Annotated in this window: 20 protein-coding genes; 8 read left to right on the forward strand and 12 right to left on the reverse strand. The window is 73.1% G+C overall.

Going from position 1 to position 23521, the window contains the following annotated elements; genetic code table 11:
* Positions 1-4: 4 nt before the first annotated feature.
* A complete protein-coding gene (locus tag ACQEUX_RS24295; RefSeq protein ID WP_433052592.1) occupies positions 5-1321 on the reverse strand; it encodes a DUF2252 domain-containing protein in 1317 nt (438 codons plus the stop codon).
* 112 nt (positions 1322-1433) lie between these two features.
* The gene (locus tag ACQEUX_RS24300) at positions 1434-2015 is read right to left on the reverse strand and encodes an NADH-quinone oxidoreductase subunit B (RefSeq protein WP_433052595.1); all 582 of its coding nucleotides are present in this window, start codon (positions 2013-2015) and stop codon (positions 1434-1436) included.
* 243 nt (positions 2016-2258) lie between these two features.
* On the opposite strand from ACQEUX_RS24300, the gene ACQEUX_RS24305 reads away from it, so the two are divergent.
* Positions 2259-2777, forward strand: coding sequence for a SigE family RNA polymerase sigma factor (locus tag ACQEUX_RS24305; RefSeq protein WP_433057095.1), 519 nt, complete (start codon positions 2259-2261; stop codon positions 2775-2777).
* A complete protein-coding gene (locus ACQEUX_RS24310) occupies positions 2770-3975 on the forward strand; it encodes a hypothetical protein (protein WP_433052598.1) in 1206 nt (401 codons plus the stop codon). Before ACQEUX_RS24305 ends, ACQEUX_RS24310 begins: the two co-directional genes overlap by 8 nt.
* 38 nt (positions 3976-4013) lie before the next feature.
* Here ACQEUX_RS24310 and ACQEUX_RS24315 read toward each other — a convergent pair whose 3' ends face one another.
* Genes ACQEUX_RS24315 through ACQEUX_RS24325 form a run of 3 tightly spaced genes read right to left on the reverse strand, consistent with a single transcriptional unit; the run spans position 4014 to position 7297 of the window.
* Entirely contained in the window at positions 4014-5516 is a 1503-nt protein-coding gene (locus ACQEUX_RS24315) for a pyridoxal phosphate-dependent decarboxylase family protein (protein ID WP_433052601.1), read from the reverse strand.
* Between the two features lie 27 nt (positions 5517-5543).
* Complete coding sequence (locus ACQEUX_RS24320) at positions 5544-6950, reverse strand: MFS transporter (RefSeq protein ID WP_433052604.1); 1407 nt, start codon at positions 6948-6950, stop codon at positions 5544-5546.
* Positions 6951-6982: 32 nt separating this feature from the next.
* On the reverse strand, positions 6983-7297 hold the full coding sequence (locus ACQEUX_RS24325) for an MGMT family protein (protein WP_433052607.1): 315 nt from the start codon (positions 7295-7297) through the stop codon (positions 6983-6985).
* 13 nt (positions 7298-7310) lie between these two features.
* On the opposite strand from ACQEUX_RS24325, the gene proB reads away from it, so the two are divergent.
* Both proB and ACQEUX_RS24335 read left to right on the forward strand, forming a co-directional pair.
* Complete coding sequence (proB, locus tag ACQEUX_RS24330) at positions 7311-8468, forward strand: glutamate 5-kinase (RefSeq protein ID WP_433052610.1); 1158 nt, start codon at positions 7311-7313, stop codon at positions 8466-8468.
* A gap of 115 nt (positions 8469-8583) precedes the next feature.
* Positions 8584-9825 (forward strand): glutamate-5-semialdehyde dehydrogenase, encoded by a 1242-nt coding sequence (locus tag ACQEUX_RS24335; protein ID WP_433052613.1) that lies wholly within the window; start codon positions 8584-8586, stop codon positions 9823-9825.
* A gap of 6 nt (positions 9826-9831) precedes the next feature.
* On the opposite strand, the gene ACQEUX_RS24340 is transcribed toward ACQEUX_RS24335, so the two are convergent.
* The 6 genes from ACQEUX_RS24340 to ACQEUX_RS24365 form a co-directional block, all read right to left on the reverse strand.
* Positions 9832-10719: a prenyltransferase/squalene oxidase repeat-containing protein gene (locus ACQEUX_RS24340; protein ID WP_433057097.1), complete on the reverse strand. Its 888-nt coding sequence runs from the start codon at positions 10717-10719 to the stop codon at positions 9832-9834.
* A 95-nt stretch (positions 10720-10814) separates the two neighbouring features.
* Positions 10815-11996, reverse strand: a complete 1182-nt coding sequence (moeZ, locus tag ACQEUX_RS24345) for an adenylyltransferase/sulfurtransferase MoeZ (protein WP_433052616.1) — start codon at positions 11994-11996, stop codon at positions 10815-10817.
* Positions 11997-12119: 123 nt separating this feature from the next.
* The gene (locus ACQEUX_RS24350) at positions 12120-12947 is read right to left on the reverse strand and encodes a DUF3152 domain-containing protein (RefSeq protein ID WP_433052619.1); all 828 of its coding nucleotides are present in this window, start codon (positions 12945-12947) and stop codon (positions 12120-12122) included.
* Positions 12948-13048: 101 nt separating this feature from the next.
* Positions 13049-13903, reverse strand: coding sequence for a DUF3152 domain-containing protein (locus ACQEUX_RS24355; protein ID WP_433052622.1), 855 nt, complete (start codon positions 13901-13903; stop codon positions 13049-13051).
* A gap of 5 nt (positions 13904-13908) precedes the next feature.
* On the reverse strand, positions 13909-14883 hold the full coding sequence (locus tag ACQEUX_RS24360; RefSeq protein ID WP_433052625.1) for an alpha/beta fold hydrolase: 975 nt from the start codon (positions 14881-14883) through the stop codon (positions 13909-13911).
* Between the two features lie 22 nt (positions 14884-14905).
* A complete protein-coding gene (locus tag ACQEUX_RS24365) occupies positions 14906-16999 on the reverse strand; it encodes a hypothetical protein (RefSeq protein ID WP_433057099.1) in 2094 nt (697 codons plus the stop codon).
* A gap of 1388 nt (positions 17000-18387) precedes the next feature.
* Between ACQEUX_RS24365 and ACQEUX_RS24370 the strand changes: the two genes are divergently transcribed.
* Together ACQEUX_RS24370 and ACQEUX_RS24375 are read left to right on the forward strand one after the other, a co-directional pair.
* On the forward strand, positions 18388-19026 hold the full coding sequence (locus ACQEUX_RS24370) for a TetR/AcrR family transcriptional regulator (protein ID WP_184178846.1): 639 nt from the start codon (positions 18388-18390) through the stop codon (positions 19024-19026).
* 64 nt (positions 19027-19090) lie between these two features.
* The gene (locus ACQEUX_RS24375) at positions 19091-19318 is read left to right on the forward strand and encodes a DUF3107 domain-containing protein (RefSeq protein ID WP_110563159.1); all 228 of its coding nucleotides are present in this window, start codon (positions 19091-19093) and stop codon (positions 19316-19318) included.
* Between the two features lie 75 nt (positions 19319-19393).
* Here ACQEUX_RS24375 and ACQEUX_RS24380 read toward each other — a convergent pair whose 3' ends face one another.
* Entirely contained in the window at positions 19394-20044 is a 651-nt protein-coding gene (locus ACQEUX_RS24380; RefSeq protein WP_433052629.1) for a ferritin-like fold-containing protein, read from the reverse strand.
* Between the two features lie 317 nt (positions 20045-20361).
* Here ACQEUX_RS24380 and ACQEUX_RS24385 point away from each other — a divergent pair, with 317 nt between their 5' ends.
* Positions 20362-22044 carry a DEAD/DEAH box helicase gene (locus ACQEUX_RS24385; protein ID WP_433052632.1) on the forward strand — a complete coding sequence of 561 codons (1683 nt, stop codon included), beginning with the start codon at positions 20362-20364 and terminating at the stop codon, positions 22042-22044.
* 86 nt (positions 22045-22130) lie between these two features.
* Complete coding sequence (locus ACQEUX_RS24390) at positions 22131-23294, forward strand: class I SAM-dependent methyltransferase (protein ID WP_433052635.1); 1164 nt, start codon at positions 22131-22133, stop codon at positions 23292-23294.
* Positions 23295-23521: the final 227 nt, after the last annotated feature.

Raw genomic sequence — 23521 nt, forward strand, 5'->3', positions numbered from 1 at the left:
CCGATCAGATGCCCGGCAACCGACCGTTGCGGAACAGGTCGACGAAGAGCTGGTGGTCCTGCCGGGCGCGCACCCCGTACGCGTGCGCGAAGTCCACCAGGTGGGTGACGAAGCCCGTCTCGTCGGTGCCCACCGCCCCGACGATCGCCTCCTCGGTGGAGTAGTCGACCAGGTCGTGGCTGGATTCGTCGTCGGCGACCGAGTGCATCCGGGCCACCGCCCGGCCGAGGTCGACGAACACCCCGGTCAGCTCCTCCGGCTCGTTCACGTCCGACCAGTCCAGGTCGGCGGCGTACGGAGAGACCTCGGCGACGAGCTGACCGGCCCCGTCCAGCTCGGTGAAGCCCAGCCACGGGTCGGCGTGCGCCTGCAACGCCCGCTGCGACTCGGCGGTCCGGTGACCCTGGTGCTGGAAGTAGCCGCGGACCGACTCGTCGGTGACGTACCGCGCCACGGCTGGCACCTGCGCCTGCTTCATGTAGATGACGACGTCGTTCTCCAGGGCCTGGGTGTGCCCCTCCAGCAGCAGGTTGTACGACGGCAGCCCGGCCGAGCCGATGCCGACCCCCTTGCGCAGCACCACGTCCTTGATCCGCGCCTCCACCGGCCGGAGCTGTGTCGAGGTGACGGGCAGGGTGCCGAGGTATTCCTGGAAGGCCGCGCGGACCTTGTCCCGGGTGGCGTCGTCGATCTCGAAGACCCCGTCACCGATGGAGAAGCGCCGCTCGTAGTTGTCGATGGTGGTCTGCGTGGCGAGCAGGTCGACGCGGGTGTTGAGCCGGGCCTGCTGGAGGACCCGGCGCAGCACACCGTCGGCGTTGTCCAGGGTGATCGAGCCGATCGCGTCGTCGCCGCCGGCGGCGATCGCCCGCAGCTCGGTCAGGTACGACCGGGCGAAGCCGGCCACCAGGTCACCGATCGCCGTGTCGGAGAGCGCCTTGCCGTAGCCGAGCAGCGCCACGCTGGCCGCGAGTCGCCGCAGGTCCCAGGTGAACGGCCCGACGTACGCCTCGTCGAAGTCGTTGACGTTGAACACCAGCTGCCCGGAGGCGTTCATGTAGGTGCCGAAGTTCTCCGCGTGCAGGTCACCGTGGATCCACACCCGGCTGGTCCGCTCGTCGGAGAACCGGTCGTCGGCGAAATCGCCGAGCTGGTCGGCGTAGAACAGCGCGGCGCTGCCCCGGTAGAAGGCGAACGGAGAGGCCGCCATCTTGCGGAACTTGCGGCGGAAGGCGGCCGGGTCGATCGCCATCGACGCACCGAACTCCTCGGTGAGCACGTCGACGATGTGGGCGGACCGCTGGTCCGTGGAGCTGCTCATGATGCGCAGGCTAGCCCGGCCCGGCCACCACGGACGTCCGACCCGGGTGACAACGTCGTTCGAACCAGGCTGGCTGTCGCCGCGAACGGCTGACAGGTCGACTCCGGCGGCGTCAGTTCGGGGCGGGTGGGCGTACCGACGGGGCGGTGAGTGAGTCGACGGAGCGCGGAGCGGCGGCTTCGCGGGGCGGGGCGTCCAGCGGCGCGGCGAGCACATCCCGTTGGGGCACCCCGCCGATGCCGGACTGCTCGGCGGCGATCTTCTCCTGCAGGCGCAGGATGCCGTGCAGCAACGCCTCGGGCCGGGGCGGGCAGCCGGGCACGTAGACGTCGACCGGGATGAGCTGGTCGACGCCCTTGGTCACCGAGTACGAATCCCAGTAGGGGCCGCCGCAGTTGGAGCAGGCGCCGAACGAGATGACGTACTTCGGCTCGGGCATCTGGTCGTAGAGCCGCTTGATCGCCGGAGCCATCTTGTCGGTCACCGTGCCGGAGACCACCATCAGGTCGGCCTGGCGGGGGCCGTGGGCGAACGGGATCACGCCGAGCCGGATGAAGTCGTGCCGACCCATGCTGGTGGCGATGAACTCGATCGCGCAGCAGGCCAGGCCGAAGTTGAACACCCAGAGCGAGTAGCGGCGCCCCCAGTTCAGCACGAACCGGATCGGCTCACCGAGCACTGCCGGTAGCTGCACGAGCGACCCCTTCCCTCACCGACAGTGAATCACAGTCGACGCTGGCGCGGCCCGGCGGTGAGTGGCGGTCACGAGCGACATCGAGCGTTCACCGAACTGCTGCGTGAAGACCGCAACCTGATCCGGCTCCCCCACGTGTGGCGAGAGAGCAGCGTCGCCCCGACGAGGGAGGGTGACGGAGACGGGGAGGACCCAGGTGAGGTGAGCGCCGAATCGAGGCTCGACAAGCCTCCACCAGAGGACATGGTCCGCCAGGCCGGTCGACCCTCGGTCGAAGCCGTCGACTTCGATCAGCTATACCACGCTCACTTTCGGTCGCTGACCGTTCAGCTGGCCGCGTACTGCGGCGACCTGAACCAGGCTCAGGATCTGGTTCAGGAGGCGTTCTGCCGGGCCTTCGCCCGGTGGGCGAAGGTCTCCCGCTACGACGACCCGGTCGCCTGGGTGCGGCGGGTCGCCTGGAACCTGGCCACCAGTCGCTGGCGTCGGCTGCGAACCGCCCAGTCATACCTGCGACGTCAGCGGGAGGAGCACGTGCCCGGCCCGGTCCCGGACCGGGTGGTGCTGACACGAGCACTCGCGGCACTGCCGCCGAACCATCGGCGCGTGGTGGTGTTGCACCACCTCGCGGACCTCTCCGTCACCGAAATCGCCCAGCAGGAGGACGTGCCGGAGGGCACGGTCAAGTCCTGGTTGCATCGGGGCCGTGCCGCGCTGGCGGCCCAGCTGGCTCCTCAGAACGAGGTGACCGACCATGGCTGAGTTCGACGAAGTCCGGCTCGATGCGGAGTTCTCCGCGTACCGAACGGCATTGTTCCCGGCCATCGCGCCGGACGGCCCGGCCTCGGTCCGGCAGACGGTCCGTCGCCGACGGCGGCGCAGGGCGGTGGCTGTGGCCGCGGCGCTGGTGGTGGCGGTGGCCGTGCCGGTGGCAGGGCAGGCCGGGTTGCGCCGGAACCCCGGACCGCCTGCGACTCCGACGACGACTTCACCCACCCCGTCCGACTCCCCATCGCCGACTCCCAGCGTCTCCCTCTCCCCGGCGGCGCCGGACGGAAGGATCGAGCGTGCCGAGTTGCTCGCCGCCACCGTTGACCTGCCCAGCTGGGACGACCTGCCGGACCGCCCGGACGGCAAGCAGTGCCACTCCCGTGGGATCCGGCTGAGCGGTGACCCGGTAGGCGACGACGTCAACCTGCTCGTCGAACTGGGCTACGGGGACGTCGATCGGGACGGGGCAACGGAGACCGTCGTCCTGGTGCGCTGCCTGTTCGGCACTCGAGGGCCGGCGCAGGTGGTCGCCTTCGACCGGGACGCCGCCGGCCGGATCGTCACGCTCGGCCGGGTGGCCGCCACCGCCGACCCGACTCCCGAGTGGCTGATCGGGCTGGAGGTGCGGGCCGCCGACGGGGTGACCCGGGTGGCGATGGCCGACCGGGCGCCGGGAGTTGGCTGGCCGCTGGAGCAGTCACAGCGACAGTGGCGCGGGTACAAGTGGGACGGCCAACGGTTCCGGCAGGTGGAGGGGCCACAGGGCTTCGGCCCCAACCCGTACGCCGCAGACGTGTCGGTCAGCTCCTCGAACCTGGCTCTCACCAGGGAGCCGGGCGACAGTTTCGCGGGCACGATCCAGGTCCGGGTACGCAACGCCAGCGCAGGCGAGGTGCCCATTGCCGTGCTGTCGTTCGGCCTGCCGTGGCAGTTGCGGCCGTTCGGGGAAGGCTGGGACCGATGTCGCGAGAACATGCTCGAGGCGCGAGCGCCGTATCACTGCACCCTGGGGCGGCTGGCACCGCACGCAGACATCCGTTTCAACCTTCAATTGCGGCGGGCGCAGGGGACGCCGTTGCCTTCCGGCAAGGCGACCATCGAACTTCTCGTCACCGGTGCGGATGGGAACGGCCTGGTGGAACGTGATCGGGACGACAACTTCGCCACCATCACCCACTACTACGGCTGATCGGGAGGGGTGTCCGGAGCCAGGTGGGGCGTCGCCGTTCAGCCGTCCGAACCCCACGCGGGTCGTTGCAGCAGACCGACGAACTCGACCAACAACCGCTCACGCAGGGAGGGCGGCGCGGCGTCGAGCAGCGTGTTCACCAGCGCCATGCGCTCCGGCAGCGGCCCCGTGCCCGAACCGTCACCGAGACCCAGCCCGGCAGCCAGGCCCATCACCAGTTCCGGGGTCAGCGCCTCGGGGGTGAGGGCGCCGACCAGTGACGCCAACTCGGCGGGCAGCCGCACCGGGCCAGTGGACCGGGCCACAGCCACGGCGTCTTCCAGGGCCGGCCCGAACTCGGCCACCCGGGGTGCGACCGCCGCGGTCACCGTGAGGTGCACGCTGGCGGGCAGGCCGGCGTACGAGAGCTGGGGTTGGGTGTGCCAGCCGCGCGCGGTCAGCTCGTCGACCAGGACGAACAGGTCGGGCCCACCCTCGGTGGCGGTGAAGCAGACCACCGTGGACTCCGGCTCGGCCATCAGCCGCAACCCGTCGACGCCGCGGACCGCGTCGGCCAGACCGGCGACCGCGTCCCGGGTGACCGCGGCCAGCCGCAGGTAACCGTCGTCGCCGAGGTGCCGCAGGGTCGCGTACGCGGCCGCGATCGGCCCGCCCGAGCGGGTGGACGCGATCACCGGGTTGATCATCGTGTAACCGGGCCAGTCGGCGTACGCGAAGTACTGCGGGGCACGTCTCGCGGGGTCACGGTGCAGCAGCACCGACACCCCCTTCGGCGCGTACGCGTACTTGTGCAGGTCGACCGAGATGGAGGTGACCCCGGGTACCGCGAAGTCGAACGCCGGCACCGGCTCCCCGAGACGGCGCAGGTAGGGCAGGGTCCAGCCGCCGAAGCAGGCGTCCACGTGGCAGCGCACCCCCGCGTCGGCCGCCACGGCCGCGATCTCCTCGACCGGGTCCACCACCCCGTGCGCGTACGAGGGTGCCGAGCAGGCGACCAGCACCGTCTCGGGGCGGATCGCGGCGGCCACCGCAGCCGGGTCGGGGCGCAGCGTGTCCGGGGAGACCGGCACGACGTCCATCGCCACCCGCAAATAGTGCGCCGCCTTGGCGAACGCGGCGTGCGCGCTCGACGGCACCACGATCCGGGGCGCGGCGATTTCCGGGTGGGCGTCCCGGGCCGTCTTGACGGCGAGGATCAGCGACTCGGTGCCGCCGCTGGTGACGCTGCCGACGACGTCCGGGGCGGTGGTGCCCGGGCCAGCGCCGAGCACTCGGCCGGCGGCGCCGACCAGCGCGTTCTCCATGGCCAGCAGGGACGGGAAGGCGGTCGGGTCGAGGCCGTTGACGTGCGCGCTCTCCCGGTGGGCGGCGGCGGCCAGCTCGTCCAGCCCCGGCACCGCCGGGTCGTAGACGTACGCGAACAACCGCCCCCCGTGGGTGGGCCGGTCCCCAGCGCGCAACTGACGAACCTCGGAAAGCGCAACCTCCGCCGAAACCCCGGGCGGTAACGCCCAAGCCCCGACCCTGCTCTCGTCGATCATGGAGTCATGGTGCCCTTCTCGTGACGGTCAACGGCTTTTGTCCCCCAGCACAACTCCATGATCGTCCGACGGGACCGGTGGGGCTGCGGCCAGGACGGCTGGGGTCAGGGTGTAGCGGCGCAGCAGGAGGATCGGAGGGGCTATCAGGAGGGCGGGGATGACCGTGAAGCCGAGCAGGACGCCCAGGCGGGCACCGTCGGACTGGGCGGCCGCCGTTCCGGTGTCGGAGGAGACGTAGCCGGACATCTGGAGCACCAGGCCGTAGATGCCCGGGCCGAGCGCCAGGCCGAGGGTCTCCCCGGCGGTCCACAGGCCGGTGAAGACCCCCGCCTGCCGTCGACCCGTGCGCGCCGTCTCGTACGCGATGCAGTCGGGCAGCATGGCCAGCGCGAAGACCTGCTGCCCGGCGTACCCGACGCCGATCGCCGCGACCACCAGGTAGACCGCGACCGGCGGTAGCACCGACGCGGCGACCAGGGCGAGCGCCCCGGCGGCGAGGACCAGCGAGGCGACGACCAGTGCGGTCCGCTTGCCCAGCCGGGCGCCGACCCGGGTCCAGATCGGCATCACCAGCAGCGCCGGCCCGACGAAGCAGACGAAGAGCAGGGTCGGTCCGCTCTTGTCGTCGCGCAGGATCTGCCCCGCGAAGTAGTTGACCCCGGCCAGGATCGTCGCCACCCCGGCGGACTGCACCACGAAGCAGATCAGCAGGGCCCGGAACGGGCGGTTGGCACCGGCCACGGCGAGCTGGGCGCGCAGGGTCGGCTCGCTGCCGCCCACCGTGCCGGTCGGCGCGGACCGGGTGCCGAAAAACGCGCCGAGGGCACCGAGGGCGATCAGCACCGCCACGAACAGGCCCATCCACCGGTGTCCGGCCACGCCGTCGCCACCGGCGGTCACCACCAGCGGGGCGACCGCGCCGGAGACCAGGATGGCCAGCGCCAGCACCGCGATCCGCCAGGTCATCAACCGGGTGCGCTCGGTGTAGTCGTCGGTCAGCTCCGCCGGCATCGCCACGTACGGCACCTGGAAGAAGGCGAACGCGGTGGCGGTGGCGAGGAAGGCGAACGCCACGTACGCCGTGGCGGCCGGGCCACTACCGAACGGCGCGGCGAAGATGGACGCGAACAGGACGGCGAGCGCGAGGCCGGCGATGAGCAGGTACGGCCGGCGGGCGCCCCAGCGCGATCGGGTGCGGTCGGAGATCCGCCCGGCGACCGGGTTGACCAGCACGTCCCATGCCTTGGGCAGGAGCACCAGCAGGGCGGCCAGCCCGGCGGCCACGCCCAGCGTGTCGGTCAGGTACGGCAGCAGCAGCAGACCGGGCACGGTGCCGAACGCGCCGGTCGCCAATGAGCCGAGCGCGTAGCCGGCGCGCACCGGTCGGGGCAGCGAGCCGGCGGCTGACGAGCCGGCGCCCGGCGGCGTTTTCATGGGGCCGAATGTTACTCACGTTATGTCGTAGGTCACATCCCCTCATCCGGTGACCAACCCGCCGCCGCGATGTCCACGCCGTGGCCGCGCAGCGGGGCCCCCTCGGCCCGCAGTCGGGCCCGCGCCTCCCGCTCGTGCCCCGGCGGTAGCCGGCCACCCGCCGTCACCACCCGGTGCCAGGGCACCGCGCCACCGTGCCGGGCCATGATGCTGCCCACCAGCCGCGCCGAGGCCCGACCTGAGCGCTCGGCCAGCGCGTCGGCCACCGCGCCGTACGACATCACCCGGCCCTCCGGGATCCGCTCGACCAGGTCGAGCACCGCCTCGACGTACTCGTCAGGTGTCACAACCCGCCACCATATGGGAACGCCGCCGGGCGGTGCGGCCGTGACCACGCAGAATGGTCGGGTGCGCGACGCAGTCACGACGGCCCGGCGGGTCGTCGTCAAGATCGGATCCTCCTCGTTGACCACCGCCACCGGCCGGCTGGCCGACGAGCGCGTCGACGCGCTGGTCGACACCCTCGGCCGACTCACCACCGAAGGGCGGGAGGTGGTGCTGGTGTCCTCCGGCGCGATCGCCGCCGGCCTCGCCCCGCTCGGGCTGACCCGACGCCCGCGCGACCTGGCCACCCAGCAGGCCGCCGCCAGCGTCGGGCAGGGGCTGCTGATCGGCCGGTACGCGGCCAGCTTCGCCCGGCACGGCCGCACGGTCGGCCAGGTGCTGCTCACCGTGGACGACGTGACCCGGCGGGCGCACTACCGCAACGCGTACCGGACGTTGCGCAAGCTGCTCGACCTGCGGGCGGTGCCGATCGTCAACGAGAACGACACGGTGGCCACCGAGGAGATCCGGTTCGGCGACAACGACCGTCTCGCCGCGCTGGTGGCCGCGCTGGTGCACGCCGACCTGCTGGTGCTCCTCTCCGACGTGGACGCGCTCTGGACCGGCGACCCCACCAAACCGCACTCGACCCGGATCACCGAGGTCCACGGCGACGCGGACCTCGCCGGGATCACCATCGGCGGGGCCGGCCGGTCCGGCGTCGGCACCGGCGGGATGGTGACCAAGGTCGAGGCCGCCCGGATCGCGACCGGCTTCGGCATCCCGGTGGTGCTCACCGCCGCCGACCTGGCCGGTCCGGCACTGGCCGGCGAGCCGGTCGGCACGCTGTTCCATCCGCAGCGGCAACGCCCCACGGCCCGGCTGTTCTGGCTGGCCCACGCCACCTCACCCCGGGGCCGGCTGCACCTCGACCCGGGCGCGGTGGCCGCCGTCGTCGGGCGCCGCAAGTCGCTGCTGCCCGCCGGTATCACCGCCGTGGACGGCACGTTCACCGCGGGCGACCCGGTGGACCTGGTGGACACCGCCGGCGCGTCGGTCGCCCGCGGGCTGGTCAACTACGACGCGGTGGAGCTGCCCGGGCTGCTCGGCCGCTCCACGTCCGAACTCGCCGCGGCGCTCGGCCCGGCGTACGAACGGGAGGTCGTCCACCGCGACGACCTCGTACTGCTGTGAGCAAGGGCAGCCTGTCAACACGTGAGGAGTGCAGCATGAGTGAGCGCCAGCGAGCGAATCATCGACTCAGGGCGTTGGTGCCTCAGGGCGGCACGGAGCGCAGCGGAGTGCCGGCATGAGCGTCGTCGAGCAGGCGCGACGGGCGCGGGACGCCGCCGCCGAGTTGGCCGTGGCCACCCGTACGGTCAAGGACGCCGCGCTGGCGGCGATGGCCGACGCGCTGGTGGCGCGTACCCCGGAGATCCTGGCCGCGAACGAGACGGACCTGGCGGCCGGCCGGGAGGCCGGGCTGAGCGCGGCCGTGCTGGACCGGCTCGCCCTCGACGCGGGCCGGGTGGCCGGCATCGCCGACGCGCTGCGCCAGATGGCCGCGCTGCCCGACCCGGTCGGTGAGGTGGTCCGCGGTTCGACCCTGCCCAACGGGCTGGAACTGCGCCAGATCCGGGTGCCGTTCGGGGTGGTCGGCATCATCTACGAAGCGCGGCCGAACGTGACCGTGGACGCCGCCGGGATCTGCCTCAAGTCGGGCAACGCGGCGCTGCTGCGCGGGTCATCCTCGGCCGCACACTCCAACGCCGCGCTGGTCGCGGTGCTGCGCGACGCGATCGTCGACGCCGGGCTGCCGGCCGACGCGGTGCAACTGCTCGACGCCAGCTCCCGCGACTCGGTGAAGGAGCTGATGCGCGCCCGAGGGCTGGTCGACGTGCTCATCCCGCGCGGTGGCGCGTCGCTGATCCGCACCGTGGTCGAGGAGTCGACCGTGCCGGTGATCGAGACCGGGGTGGGCAACTGCCACGTGTACGTCGACGCCGCCGCGGACGTGGCGAAGGCCGTCGCGGTGATGCTGAACGCCAAGACGCAGCGCCTGTCCACCTGCAACACCGCCGAGTCGCTGCTGGTGCACGCGGGCGTCGCCGACGCGTTCCTGCCGCCGATGCTGGCCGCGTTCGCCGAGGCGGGGGTGACCGTGCACGGCTCCCCCGAGGTGGCCGCGTACTCCGCGGCCGTGGTCCCGGCCACCGAGGAGGACTTCGCCACCGAATACCTGTCCGCCGACATCTCGGTCGCGGTGGTCGACTCGCTGGACGCGGCGGTCGCGCACATCCGCCGCTACGGCACCGGGCACACCGAGGCGATCCTCACCGACTCGGCGAGCGCGGCCCGCGACTTCGTCGCCCGGGTGGACGCGGCGGCGGTGATGGTGAACGCCTCCACCCGGTTTACCGACGGAGGCGAGTTCGGGTTCGGAGCGGAGATCGGCATCTCCACGCAGAAGCTGCACGCCCGCGGCCCGATGGGCCTACCCGAGCTGACCAGCACCAAGTACGTCGTCACCGGGGACGGGCACCTGCGCTAGAGCGGCTCAGCCGGGCGGCGCGGGCCGGGCGGCGCGGATCGCGGACAGCGTGGCGTGCACGTCGAACTGGTGGCCGTCGTCGCTCTCCCAGCCGCCGTCGCTGCGCTGGGTCTCGGCCAGCCGGCGCAGGGCCCGCACCATGATCCAGTCCTGCGGGTCGACGCCGGCGCGGCGCAGCGTGGCCCCCAGCCACGCCACGTCCCCCGGGGACATCTTCGGCATCCGCTCGGCGAGCACCACCTGGATCCGCGCCGACTCCTGGAACATCTCCTGCCGGTGCAGCACGGCCGCGCTCAACCAGCCGGCGGCGAGGAACGACGGCCAGCTGCCGTCCGGGCGCAGCCGCCCGGCGAGCGAGTGGGCCGCGGCCTGCACCACCCCGGCGTACGCCCCACCGACCCGATGGTCGAGCGGGCCTGAGGCGCGGGCGTCCAGGCCGGCGACGGTGAGCCAGAAACCGGCGTTGGCCGACAGCAGGAACCCGGCCTCCGGATCGCCCGGCCGGGCCCACTCCGGAGCCGAGTCGGCCAGCGACGCGTCCTCGTCCCAGCCGCCGTCGGCCTGCTGCCGGGACGCCAGCCAGTCCAGTGCCCGGCGAGCGGCGGGACGGCCGAGCGCGCCCAGGTCGTCCAGCTCGGCGAGCCGGAAGCAGGTGGCGTCGATCGAGGCGATCTCGCCGCCCCAGGTGGGCGGCCAACCGCCGTCGGGTGACTGGCCGACCTCGGCCGTCTCCAGCAACTCGGCGGGCACCGGAGTGCCGTTGCGAAGCCAGGAGAGGCGGGCGCGTTCCACCGCGTCCCCATGCGCCACGACGAACCCGATCGCGGCTTCCAAATCGACCACGGCGGGAACGCTACCTGCGCAGACGCGATGCCGCCTCGGAGAATCGGCCAGCCCGGGATGGCTGCGTCGCTGCGGCCGGAGGGCTGCTCGGTGTCGGCTGCGTCGGATTGCCGGGGCGGCGGTGTCGGCCGCCCCGGCTCAGCCGGTCAGTACGCGGGCAGCGACGGGTCGATCTGCTTGATCCAGGAGAGCACGCCGCCCTGGACGTGCACGGCGTCCCGGAAGCCGGCCGCCTTGAGCGCGGCGAGCGCCTCCGCCGAGCGGACGCCGGACTTGCAGTGCAGCACGATCTGCCGGTCCTGCGGCAGCTTCGCGAGCGCCTCGCCGGAGATGATGTCGCCCTTGGGGATCAGGGTGGCGCCGGGGATGCGGACGATCTCGTACTCGGCCGGCTCCCGGACGTCGACGAGGAAGATGTCCTTGCCGGCGTCCTGCCATTCCTTGAGCTCCAGCGCGGTGATCGTCGATTCGACGACCGCCTCCTGGGCCTCCTCGGAGACCGCGCCGCAGAAGTCCTCGTAGTCCTCCAGCAGGTCGGTGACCGTCGGGTTCTCTCCGCAGAGCGCGCAGTTCGGGTCCTTCCGAACCTTGATCTTGCGGTATTCCATCTCCAGGGCGTCGTAGACCATCAGCCGGCCGACCAGCGGGTCGCCGATGCCGGTGAGCAGCTTGATCGCCTCGTTCACCTGGATCGAGCCGATCGACGCGCAGAGCACACCGAGCACGCCGCCCTCGGCGCAGGAGGGGACCATGCCGGGCGGCGGCGGCTCCGGGTAGAGGCAGCGGTAGCAGGGGCCGTGCTCGGCCCAGAACACCGACGCCTGGCCGTCGAAGCGGTAGATCGAGCCCCAGACGTACGGCTTGCCGAGCAGCACCGCCGCATCGTTGACCATGTAGCGGGTGGCGAAGTTGTCGGTGCCGTCGACGATCAGGTCGTACTGGGCGAAGATCTCCCGGACGTTCTCCCGGTCCAGGGCGGTGTTGTGGATCTCCACGTTGACCAGGGGGTTGATCTCGCGGATCGACGCGGCGGCGGACTCGGCCTTGGACCGGCCGATGTCGGACACGCCGTGGATGATCTGGCGCTGGAGGTTGGACTCGTCGACGGTGTCGAAGTCGATGATGCCGAGTGTGCCGACCCCGGCGGCGGCGAGATACATCAGGGCGGGCGACCCGAGGCCACCAGCGCCGACACAGAGCACCCGGGCGTTCTTCAGCCGCTTCTGCCCGGTCACCCCGACATCCGGGATGATCAAGTGGCGTGAGTAGCGGCGGATCTCGTCAACGGTCAGCTCGGCGGCGGGCTCGACGAGCGGGGGCAACGACACGGTGGACTCCCCGGGATCGGCGGTGTGAACCGCGCCATTGTTGCTCGCCGGAGCCCCACTCGGCCATGAGGGATGACACGTGGTCCGCGATACGGGAGCGGGAATAACCGACGACCCGGTCGATCAGGGGACGATGTCCCCGCCGTAGCGACGACCATCGAGGTAGGGCCAGGCGTTGGCGACGCAGCCGTGCAGGCCGTACGTCTGCTGCTGCATCACCGGGGCGGGCTCCCCCGGGGCGGGGCAGGCCTCGTGCTGTTCGCCGAACTCGTGTCCCACCTCGTGGTTGATCACGTAGGTGCGGTAGGTGTCCAGCGGAGCACCGTAGTCGGGAACCGCCTCCATCCAGCGGGCCAGGTTGATGATGACCTGGCCGGGCAGGCGGCAGGAGGTGTAGCGCTCGGTGGTCAGCCCACCCTCGGCGCACATCCGCTCGGACGTGACCGGGGTGGCCAGGTAGATGGTGAAGTCGGCGGCATCGGCGTCGGCCACCCGTTGCACCCGCAACTCGTCGGAGGCGATCCAACTGCGCGGGTCGGCCAGCACCTCGTCCACTTTGGCGGCGAACACGTCGGCGTCCTGGCCGGTGTCGCGTTCGACCACGACCCGGTAGCGACGCAGTGGCCCGTCCGCACCGTGCACCGGTGTCTCGCCGTCGGCCGCGGTGAACCGTCCCTCCCCGGCCGACGGGTAACTGGTGGGCGTCGGGTGCGCGGCCAGCCCGCCGCCGTGGCCCATGCCGCCCTGGGTGGCGGTGGCCGGGGTCTCGGCTGGTCGCTCGCCGCCCCTGCCGAGCAGCACGCCGATGGCGGCGGCGAGGACGAGCAGGCCGAGCAGCAGACTACGGCGACGCCGCCGGTGCATCCGGACGAGCGCGGAACGCACGCCCCCGTACGCCGGCCGGCCCGACGGGTCGGGCCGGGTCGGGCCGTAACGGGACGACGGCGTCATGACGTCGAGCCTGCCAGATTATTCGGGCATTTCTCCGTTTTTGCCGCTATTAGCGCAAGGCGCCTGATGGCGGGTGGACCGCCGGCGTGTCGTCCGGTCACTCACAGCGCAGGACCGGCGTAACGGCGCCCGTCGAGGTACGGCCACGGATTGACGCGGCACCCGTTGAGGAAGAGCGTCTGCTGCATCATCACCGGCGCTGGCCGGCCCGCGCCCGGGCAGCGCTCGTGCCGGTGCCCGAGTTGGTGACCCACCTCGTGGTTGACCACGTACGTCCGGTAGACCGCCAGCGGCACGCGGGCCGAGACGAAGTGCGGCACGGACAGCCGCCACCGATCCAGGTTGATGATCACCTGGCCGGGCGCCCGGCAGGAGGTGTAGGGCCGACCGTCGACCCGAATGTCCACCCCGCCGTCGGCGCACATCCGACCCGCCGTACGGGCGGTGGCCAGATAGACGGTGAAGTCACGGGGCGCACCCCCAGGCACCTGCTGCAACCGCAGCCGGCCGCTGTCGACCCAGCTGCCCGGCCCGGCGAGCGCGGTCTGCACCGCCTGCGCGAATTCGGCGGCGTCCTCGTTGCTGCCCGACTCCACCGCCACCCGATAACGGCGCAGCTCACCCGCACGACCCAGCACCGGGCCGGAGCGGTCGTCGTAGCCGAACCGGCCCGTGCCCGCGCTCGGGACCGCGCCCGGCACCCGCAGCACCACGGGCGGGCTGGACGGCACCGGGTCGGAGGGCGACGGGTCGGCCGACGGCGGCAGCGGCGCGGCCACCAGCGGCGGCGGCCCGGCGACCTCCTCCGCGAGAAGCCGATCGGCGCCAGGGTGACCACCCGGCCCCTCGGCGATCACGGTCACCGCCGCGCCGACGGCCAACACCACCGCCACCAGTTGGGCAAACAGTGCGAAGCGCCGCTGACGACGAACGGGGCGGCGGGCTGAGCTGGGCATCCAGCTCAGCCTGCCAGATCAGACCGCCCGACGCTCTCCCCCGTTTCGGCGAGCAGGCCGACCACCGCCCGGGCAACCAGGCGGGGAACTTCCAGCTGCGCCACATGCCCGACGCCGTGGAGCATCATCAACCGGCTGTCCGGGATGACGCGGGCGGTCTGCGCCGCGACCCGCACGTCGACCAGCCGGTCCTGCCGGCCGCCCACCACCAGGGTCGGCGCCCGCACCGCCCGGGCGAGCCGCCACAGCGACCCCGGCCCCGGCAGGTACGCCCGCAGGAAGCTGGAGACCAGACCACGAAACGTCCGGACGTACGCCGCGGCGTAGTGCGCCGCCTCGTAGCGCACCCGGATCTCCTCCAACGCCTCGGCCCGGCGCTGCTCGCAGATCCGGCTGAGGTCAGCCACGCACGCCTCCAACACCTGCTGGGCCATCACCTCGGGGGCCAGCTGGGTGAGCCGCCGGGCGACCAGCCGTTCACCCCGGGGAATGGCGAGCACCGGCAGCAGCCGTCCCTGCAACGAGCGACGAAAGTCCAGGAACGGCAGAGCCGGGGAGATCAGGGTGAGGGTGCGGACCAGATCAGGCCGGAGCCCGGCCACCTGGACCGCGACCGCACCGCCCAGCGAGTTCCCGAACAGGTGCACCGGACCCCGATCGGAGTGCCCGATCCAGCGAACCACCAGGTCCGCGAAGGCAGGAATGGTGTAGCTGCGCCCCGGCTCGCTGCGGCCGAAGCCGGGCAGGTCGATGGCCTGACCGTCCAGCCGGTCGGCGAGCAGCCCGGCCAGGTCGGTCCAGTTCTGCGACGAGCCGCCCAGCCCGTGCACGTACAGCGCCGGCTCCGCGTCGGCGGCGGTGGCCGGCGTGTCCCGCACGTACGTGACCAGGCCATCGAGTCGGACCTCCCGGCCCGGCCATGGCGGCGGAACACGGTCATCGGGGAGCAGATGGTCCGGCCAGAGAGTGGCGCGTTTCATAGTTCCAGTCTGCCCGGACCACTCAGGACAGCAGCGCCTCCAGCCGACGGTTCACCGCCGCCAGCGTCGCCCGGACCACCGCCTGGCGCGGATCGCCGGCGACCAGAGCCGAGCCGGCGAGCTGCTCGACCCAACCCTCACAGACGAGCAGCACCACCACGGTGGCCACCTCGCAGTTGCCGAACGGCACCACCGCCGCGTGCTCGACGAAGCAGCGCCCCCGCTCGGCGTTCTCGGCGCCGCGCAGCAGCTCGTCCACGGCGGCGGCCGCCGCCACCGCGCAGAGCCGCAGCACGTAGCCGTCCACCGCCGGCCCGGTGGCGTACCCGGAGGCGCTGTCGCCCCCGGCCAGCAGCCGGACCTCCACGTTGGCGTCCAAGCCGAAGGTGCTGACCTGCACGTGGTCGATGACGACCCGCGGCCCCGGCGCGCCGCCGGTGTCCAGAGGCCGGGACGGCGCCGACTCCGTCGTGGTCACCTGACCACCGGAGTACGACGTGCCGAGCGTCGCCGGGCTGCCGGTTGCGGCACCACCCGGCGCGGCCGAGACCGATCCGGGTTCCTCGACCGTGGCGCGACCCCGGTGCGGGGCGTTCGGCCGACGCCGGCGCGAGGTGTCCGTGCCGGTCCACTGCTCCGTACCAGCCGGCACGGCCTCGGCCCGCCCGCCCGAAGGACGACCGACCGCCGTCGACTCGGCCGCCCGCACCTCGCCGTTGCGCACCTCGCCGGCACGCGGGTCCACACCGGCGTCGCGCGGCTCCGCGGTCCGGGGCTCCTGGCCGCGCCGCTCGGCGGGTCGGGACTCGGCCGCGCGACGGCGAACCGGCGGGGGTGGCGTGGTGGGCAGGCCGGGCACGTTCTGCGGAGCGGCGGCCAGCCCCATCCGCTCCTGGAGCAGCCGGGCCACCTGTCGGCTCACCTCGGCCGGGTCGGCACCGTCGGCCAGGTCCAGTCGCAGACTGTGCGCCCCCGCCGGGGTACGGCGCAGCGCCGCGTCGCGGACACCGGCCACCTCCCGAACGGCGTCCAGGATCGCGTTGACGTCGAACCCCTCGGGGCGCTCCCGCAGCGGGGCTGGCTCGTCGTCACGGCGCAGGTGGGTGGCGATGCGGGCGAGTTCCGGGGTTTCGGCGGGTGGCTCCACGGCTGGCGGCTCCGGCACGACGGGCACGTCCGGTTCCGCGGGGACGCGCTGCGGCAGCACCACCGCCGTCGGCTCCGGTTGCCGGCTCTCGTCGGCTGGCGTCGTCGGGTCAGGGGCGGATCGGCGAGCCGCGTAGGGAGAGGCGGACGCGGGTGCGGGCCGGTCGCGCCGCCCGGACCCGCCCGCGGCGGGGGGCGGGACGGCTCCGGTGGAGGCCGACGTGGCGTCGGCGGACGACGGGTCGTTCGTCGGCCCGGTCACGCGGGGTGGCTCGACGGGACCGGGCGACTCGGGAGTCGCCGGTCGGAGCCGGAACGGTGCGGCCGGCCGGATCTCGGGTCGGGGCAGGCCGGGGCTCTCGCCCGCGTCGCCTCCACGGGACATGCTGGCCGACTGGCTCGCCGCCCAGGACGGGCGTTCGACAGGGGATGCGGGAATGCGGCCCTCGGACCAGTCCGGCCGCTCCGCCCGGGCTGCGCTCGCCGGGGTGGTCGGCGAACCGCCGGCCCAGGACGGGCGCTCCGCCACCAGGGGCGGGCCTGCCGGAGCTGGTGGCGCGTCGGCCAGCGTGGGGGGTGGCCCGGCTGGCGCCGGAGGTGAGGCGTCGGCCGATGACCGGCTGGCAGCCCAGGAGGGCCGCGTTGGCGGGGAACTGGTTGGCACCGGGTCGGACCCTCCAGCCCAGGACGGCCGCGCCGGCGGAGCACTCGGCGTCGTGTCGGACCCGCCGGCCCAGGACGGGCGTCCCGGCGGGACGCTGGTCGGCGCCGGATCGGACCCGCCGGCCCGGGAGGGCCGCGCTGGCGGCGCGCTGGTGGGCTCGGGGTCGGCCCCACCGGCCCAGGACGGGCGGTCGACCCGGGGTGCACCGGCCCAGGATGGCCGGTCGGCCGGCGGGCCGCTGGTCGGCGTTGGGCCGCCGGCCCACGCGGGGCGCTCGACGACCGGTGCCGCGCGGGGCGACGACACCGGCGGCCCACTGGTCGGGGACGGGTCGGCGTCGGCAGCCGGGAGGGGGCGATCGGCGGGCTGGGCGGTGGGCGGGGCGGCCCAGGACGGGCGGTCGATCGGCGGCGCGCTGGTTGGTTCGGCGGCCCGTTCCGGCGCAGCCTCGGTCGCGGACTCACCCCGGGCGCGGTCGTACCCGCGGGGCGGCTCGGCCCGGACCGGCTCGTACGGGCGGGGTGACTCGGCGCGCACCGGCTCGTAAGGCTGGTGGGGCTCGGCGGCCCAACCGGGCGCGGACTCGTCCCCGGCCGCCGGGCCAGCCGGCTCGTCATCCGGTCGGGACCAGGGCGGTGCCCACCCGCCGCCCCAGCTCGGGCGGTTCCAACTCGGCCCGGACCAGTCCGGCTCGATGTCCGGCGACTCCCCGGCACGGTGCGACTCCCCGGCACGGTGTGTTTCTCCCGGCCCGGAACTCTCGGCGGCGCGACCCGGCTCGGGCGCGTCGGCGTGACCGGCCGGCCCCGGGCCGCGTCCCTGCGCTGCCGCGTGCTCCGGTGCGGGCGGGTCCCGCCAGTCGCGCGGCGCGGCCGGTGGCTCGTCGCCGGCCAGCCGTTCGACGGTGGGCGCGTGGAAGCCGGGCGGCACCTCGAAACCCGATGCGGCGGTGCCGACGGGCGGCACCTGGACGGCCGGCGGCGCGGAGGCGGGCAACCCGGGCTCGGCCCAGCGGGCGCGGCGGCCGGTGGCCGGATCGACGGTGGAATGTTGGGCGGGGCCCGTCTCGGGCTCGCCGACCCCCTGCTCGGTCGGCGGTGCGGGACGTTGGGCGGGCACCACCAGCCGGTCGCTGGCTGCCTCGGGTCGGCTCTCGGCGGGCAGCCCGGGTGGTGCGCTCACCGGCGTGGGGCGTCCCGCGGGTGATTCGAGACCCGGATGGCGGACGCCGTTGGCGTCGTCCGGGTGGTGCACACCGTTGGCGTGGTGACCGTTGACCCGGGCCGACGGGTCGAGGTCATTCGACAGCCCGACCAGGGGCGACGGCAGGTCGCCGTGGCGCGTGGAAGAGGTGCGCCAGCCGGACGCGGGATCGGGCTGCCAGCGCGGCGCCTGGTCCCGGGCGTCCTCGCGATCGGCGGCTCGGGGCCACCCACCCGCCGGGGGTGCCCACCCGCTGACGGAACGGCCCGGGTCGTCGTGCTGACCCGCTCCGTCACCGTGCTCTCCCGGGGTGGCGGCTCCGGGTTGCCCTGTTTCACTCACCGCGCGCTCCTTGGTCGCCCCCGCTGAGGCTACCGTGTGCCGAGAGTGGCGATAAGTTACAGCGGCGGGCCATTTCCACGACGAGGGTCACGGGCCTCGCCCGGTCTGGGGGGAAAATGCCGGCTCGTACGGAGAACTCGGAGGATCCCATGACCGCTGCGGGGAACGGTGCACAGACCGCTGGCCGGCCCACCCGCCTGCCCCGCTCCGCGCGCCGTAAGCAGCTTCTCGCTGCGGCGCAGGAGGTGTTCGTCGCGCAGGGCTACCACGCCGCCGCGATGGACGACATCGCCGAGCGGGCCGGGGTCTCGAAGCCGGTGCTCTACCAACACTTTCCCGGAAAGATGGATCTCTATCTGGCGCTGCTCGACACGCACTGTGACGCCATCGTCGCCAAGGTGCACGACGCGATGCGCGGCACCAGCGACAACAAGGAACGGGTCGGCGCCTCGGTGCGGGCGTACTTCGACTTCGTCGATCACGAGAGCGAGGCGTTCCGCCTCGTCTTCGAGTCGGATCTGCGAAACGACCCGGCGGTGCGGCAGCGGGTGGAGCGGGTCGAGCAGGGCTGCATCGCGGCGATCACCGACACCATCATCTCGGACACCGGGGTGAGCCGGGCGCACGCCGAGTTGCTCGCCTCCGGGCTGGTCGGCGCGGCGGAGACAGCCGCGCAGTTCTGGCTGGCCGGCGGTCGGCAGGTGCCGAAGGCCGAGGCCGAGGCGTTGGTGGCCGCGCTGTCGTGGCGGGGCATCGCGAGCTTCCCGCTGCAAGGTGAGTCAGCCTGACCGCTGACCCCGTGATCGGATAGCCTTCGCAGGGCGGTTCTTTCGCCCCAGTTGAGGAGGCACAGTGGAGGTCAAGATCGGCGTGCAGTACGCGCCGCGCGAGCTGGTACTGGACAGCGCGCAGTCGCCGGCCGAGATCGAGCAGATCGTGACCGACGCCTTCGCCGGCAACGGCGGCACGCTCTCCCTGACCGACGAGAAGGGCCGGCGGGTCATCGTTCCGGTCGAGAAGGTCGCCTACGTCGAGATCGCCGAGGCGTCGCCCCGGTCGGTCGGTTTCACCGTCCGCTGACCGGTCCGGCCATCGCGGCAGGTCGGCGTCCGGCCCACCTGCCGCGGGCCGGCGCCGGGCCCGACTTCCGGGCGGTCAGTTGTTCAGCCCGACGGCGGCCATCCGCTCGGTATGCGCGGCGGTGAGCCTCCCGAACAGCCCCGGCACGTCGACTCGGTCGCCCTGAGCGATCAACGTGGTGAGTGCGGCCCGCTCGGCGCCGACACGGCCGGCCTGGGACAGCGCCTCGCCGACCAGCCGTCGCGCCCACATCGAGAGCCGGCCCGCCACCCGAGGGTCGTCGGCGACGGCCACCCGGATCTCCGCCGCGGCGAAGTCCGCGTACCGGGAGTCGTGTAGGACGTCCAGCACCAGCGCCCGGTCCGGTTCGGTCAGCGCGTCCGCGATCTCTCGCAGGAAGTCGTCGGTGATCGCGTCGCCGACGTACGCCTTGGTGACCACTTCCGCCCAGTCCCGTGGCTCGGTCGAGTCGTGGTATGCCTGCAACGGCTCGAGGTAGGGCGCCATCGCGTCCTCCGGCGGCACGCCCAGCGCGGTGAGCCGGTCGGCGAGGCGCCGGTAGTTGGTGATCTCGGCCGCGGCCATCTCACTCAGCGCGGCCCGGCGGTGCAGGTCGGGGGCGAGCCGGGCGTCGCCGGCCATCCGTTCGAAGGCGAGCAGCTCACCGAAGGCGACGAGACCCAGTAGGTCGGCAACGGCGGCACCGGGAGTGGGCGGCGCGGACACGAGGGCAGGCTACCGCGCGGCAACCAGGCGCGTGACCCGCGCGGGGCACGTCCTCACCCCCGCCGCTAGCGTGGCGCAGGTCACAATCATCGCCCCCGCGTGGCGCCTGGCCGCGCGGGAATCGGGACGGGGGCATCCCTGTTCAGGTAGCATGGAGCAGTTGCCGTGGGCGCCGATCTGATCGAAGCTCAGCCCGCGGCGCGCGTGCGGCCCGGTCCGGCTCGGCAATCTGCCGCCGACCGTGTGGCCCGCGTCATACCGAACGCGCCCTGAGGACATGACGGGGCGCACCCACGAGAGGGCACCCCCACATCCACATGAGCGAGTTGACTCAAGATCTGATGGACGGCCAGGAACTGGCCCCCACCGCCCCGGTTCGACCGGAGGCCCCCACGTTCGCCGCACTCGGCGCCCGCGCCGAGACCGTCGAGGCGCTGGCCGCGGCCGGCATCACCCGCGCGTTCGCCATCCAGGAGTACGCGATCCCGATCGCGCTGCGCGGCGTCGACCTGATCGGTCAGGCACCCACCGGCACCGGCAAGACCCTCGGCTTCGGCGTACCGCTGCTGGACCGGGTCTTCGCGCCGGGCGAGGGCAGCGACGGCGTCCCCCAGGCGCTGGTCGTCGTCCCCACTCGCGAGCTGGGCATCCAGGTCGCCAAGGATCTGGCCGCCGCCGGCCGGACGCGGGGCGTCCGGGTGCTGCCGATCTACGGCGGCGTGGCGTACGAGCCGCAGATCGACGCGCTGCGCAAGGGCGTGGAGATCCTGGTCGGCACCCCCGGCCGGTTGATGGACCTGCAGAAGCAGAAGCACCTCCGGCTGGACCGGGTGCACGCGCTCGTCCTCGACGAGGCCGACCGGATGCTCGACCTGGGCTTCCTCGACGACGTCGAGAAGATCCTCGCGATGCTTCCGGAAGACCGGCAGACGATGCTCTTCTCGGCCACCATGCCGGACCCGATCGTCACCCTGTCCCGGCGCTTCCTGCGTCAGCCGATGACGATCCACGCCGGGCACACCGCCGAGACCGGCCCGTCGCCGCAGACCCAGCAGCTGGTCTACCGCACCCACTCGATGAACAAGGTCGAGGTGGTGGCACGCATCCTCCAGGCGGAGGGGCGTGGGCTGACCATGATCTTCACCCGTACCAAGCGGGCCGCCGACCGGGTCGCCGAGGATCTCGACTTCCGCGGGTTCGCGGTCGCCGCGGTACACGGTGACCTGGGCCAGGGTGCCCGTGAGCGGGCGCTGCGGGCTTTCCGAGCCGGCAAGATCGACATCCTGGTCGCCACCGACGTGGCAGCACGAGGGCTGGACGTCACCGGCGTCACCCACGTGATCAACTACGACTGCCCGGAAGACCAGGACACCTACACCCACCGGATCGGCCGCACCGGCCGGGCCGGCGCGACGGGTGTCGCGGTGACCTTCGTCGACTGGGACGACATGCCGCGCTGGCGCATCATCGACAAGACCCTCGGTCTGGAGATGCCGGAGCCGCCGGAGACGTACCACACGTCGCCGCACCTCTACACCGACCTGCACATCCCCACCGACGTCAGCGGCACGCTGCCCACCGCCGAGCGCACCCGGGCCGGCCTGTCCGCCGAGGTCGAAGAGGACCTGGGTGGGACGACGCGCTCCCGCCGGGGTGACAGTGGTGGCCGGGGTCCCCGACGCGGTGAGAGCCGCAGCGAGGGCCGGGGCGAGCGCCGTGGTCGGGGCGACGGCCGCAGCGAGCGCTCCGGCACGCCGGCCGTCGCCGAGGCACCGGTGGAAGACGCCGCCGAGGAAGGCACCCGTACCCCGCGCCGCCGGCGTCGCCGCCGGGCCGGCGAGGTGGTCGTGGGCGAGCCGACCGCGGTGATCTCCGCCGACGCCGGCCCCACCGAGCCGGCCGCCGCGTCCGACAGCGAGCCGTCGAAGCCGCGCCGTCGCCGGCGCCGCCGTGGTGGCGGTTCCGGTGCGGGTACGCCGGCCGAGGCGACCGCGGACTGACCACCAGCCACACCTGACATCCCCCGCACCGCATCGCGCGGTACGGGGGATGTTCCCTTCCCACCCCACCTGCCGAAGATGGAACGATGCCGGAATCACTGGACGCCGCCCTGACCGAAGTTCGGGCGTTGCTGCTCGACCCCACGCTGACCCGGGCGGTCGCCGCCGGACGACGCCGTGGGCGCCATCCCGTGGTGATTCGGGCCGAGCTGCGGCCGGTGACGCTCAAGGCCGGCCCGCGGCTGCAGATCGCCACCTCTGACGGCACGCGCCCGTACACCCGCAACGTCGCCCTCGGTCCGGAGACAGTCCAGGCCATCGACGAGCTACTGGCCGAACCGTTCGGCAACTGGCACGTCGAGACGACCGACGCGACGCTGCAACTGCGGGTGACCAAGTCCGGCGAGGCGCAGGTGCACCGGGCCGCGACGTCCCGCCCGGCGGCGGCCACGCCCGGTGGGAATGACCGGACAAAGGAGTACCTCCTCGACCCGGGTGACCCGATCTTCACCGAGATCGGCGGCTCGGCGGCCAAACGCCGCCAGGTGGACGCGTTCCTGCGTGCCCTGGCCGCGACCCTGCCCGACGAGCTGACCGGTCCGCTGCGGGTTGTCGACCTGGGCTGCGGCAACGCCTACCTGACGTTCGCCGCGTACCGCTACCTGTCGAGCCGAGGGCTCGACGTCCAGCTGATCGGCGTGGACGTCCGGGAGGACCAGCGGCAGCGCAACACCGAGCTGGCGCAGCGGCTGGGCTGGGCGGACCGGGTCAGCTTCGTGGCCGGCACGATCGCCGACGCTGTCGTCGACCCCGCCCCCGACCTGGTGCTGGCGCTGCACGCCTGCGACACCGCCACCGACGAGGCGCTGGCCCGCGCGGTGCGCTGGGAGGCCCGCTGGGTGCTGGCCGCGCCGTGCTGCCACCACGATCTGGCGAAGCAGCTCCGCGCCCACCCTGCCCCGGCCCCGTACGAGCTGCTGACCCGGCAGGGCATCCTGCGCGAGCGCTTCGCCGACGTGCTCACCGACGCGCTGCGCGCCGGGTTGCTGCGGGTGCACGGGTACCGGGCCGAGGTGGTGGAGTTCGTGGACTCCCAGCACACGCCCCGCAACCTGCTGATCCGCGCCCGCCGGACGGGCAACGGGCCGACCGGGTCGCAGCGCGCGGAGTACCGCGACCTGGTCGACCAGTGGCAGGTCACGCCACGACTGGAGACACTGCTGTCCGTCGACGGGGCGCCCGCCGCCTAGTTGTCGTACGGGGGGCCTGCGGCCGGTCGATGGCCCTCAGCAGTGCTGCGGTCGAAGACGGCAGGACGGAGCGCGTTGCCGGGACCAGAGCTTGGTTGATGAACGGCAATGGTTGAACGATGTCTCTTTCGGCAGTCCCGCAGATGTGCGAGAAAAAGTCCCGTACACGGGACAGATTGTGCGGTCAGTCAATTGTTTCCGGCCCCGGGCGTACTACCCTCGGAAGG

The organism is Micromonospora sp. CA-259024 (assembly GCF_050936255.1).
Lineage (GTDB): Bacteria > Actinomycetota > Actinomycetes > Mycobacteriales > Micromonosporaceae > Micromonospora.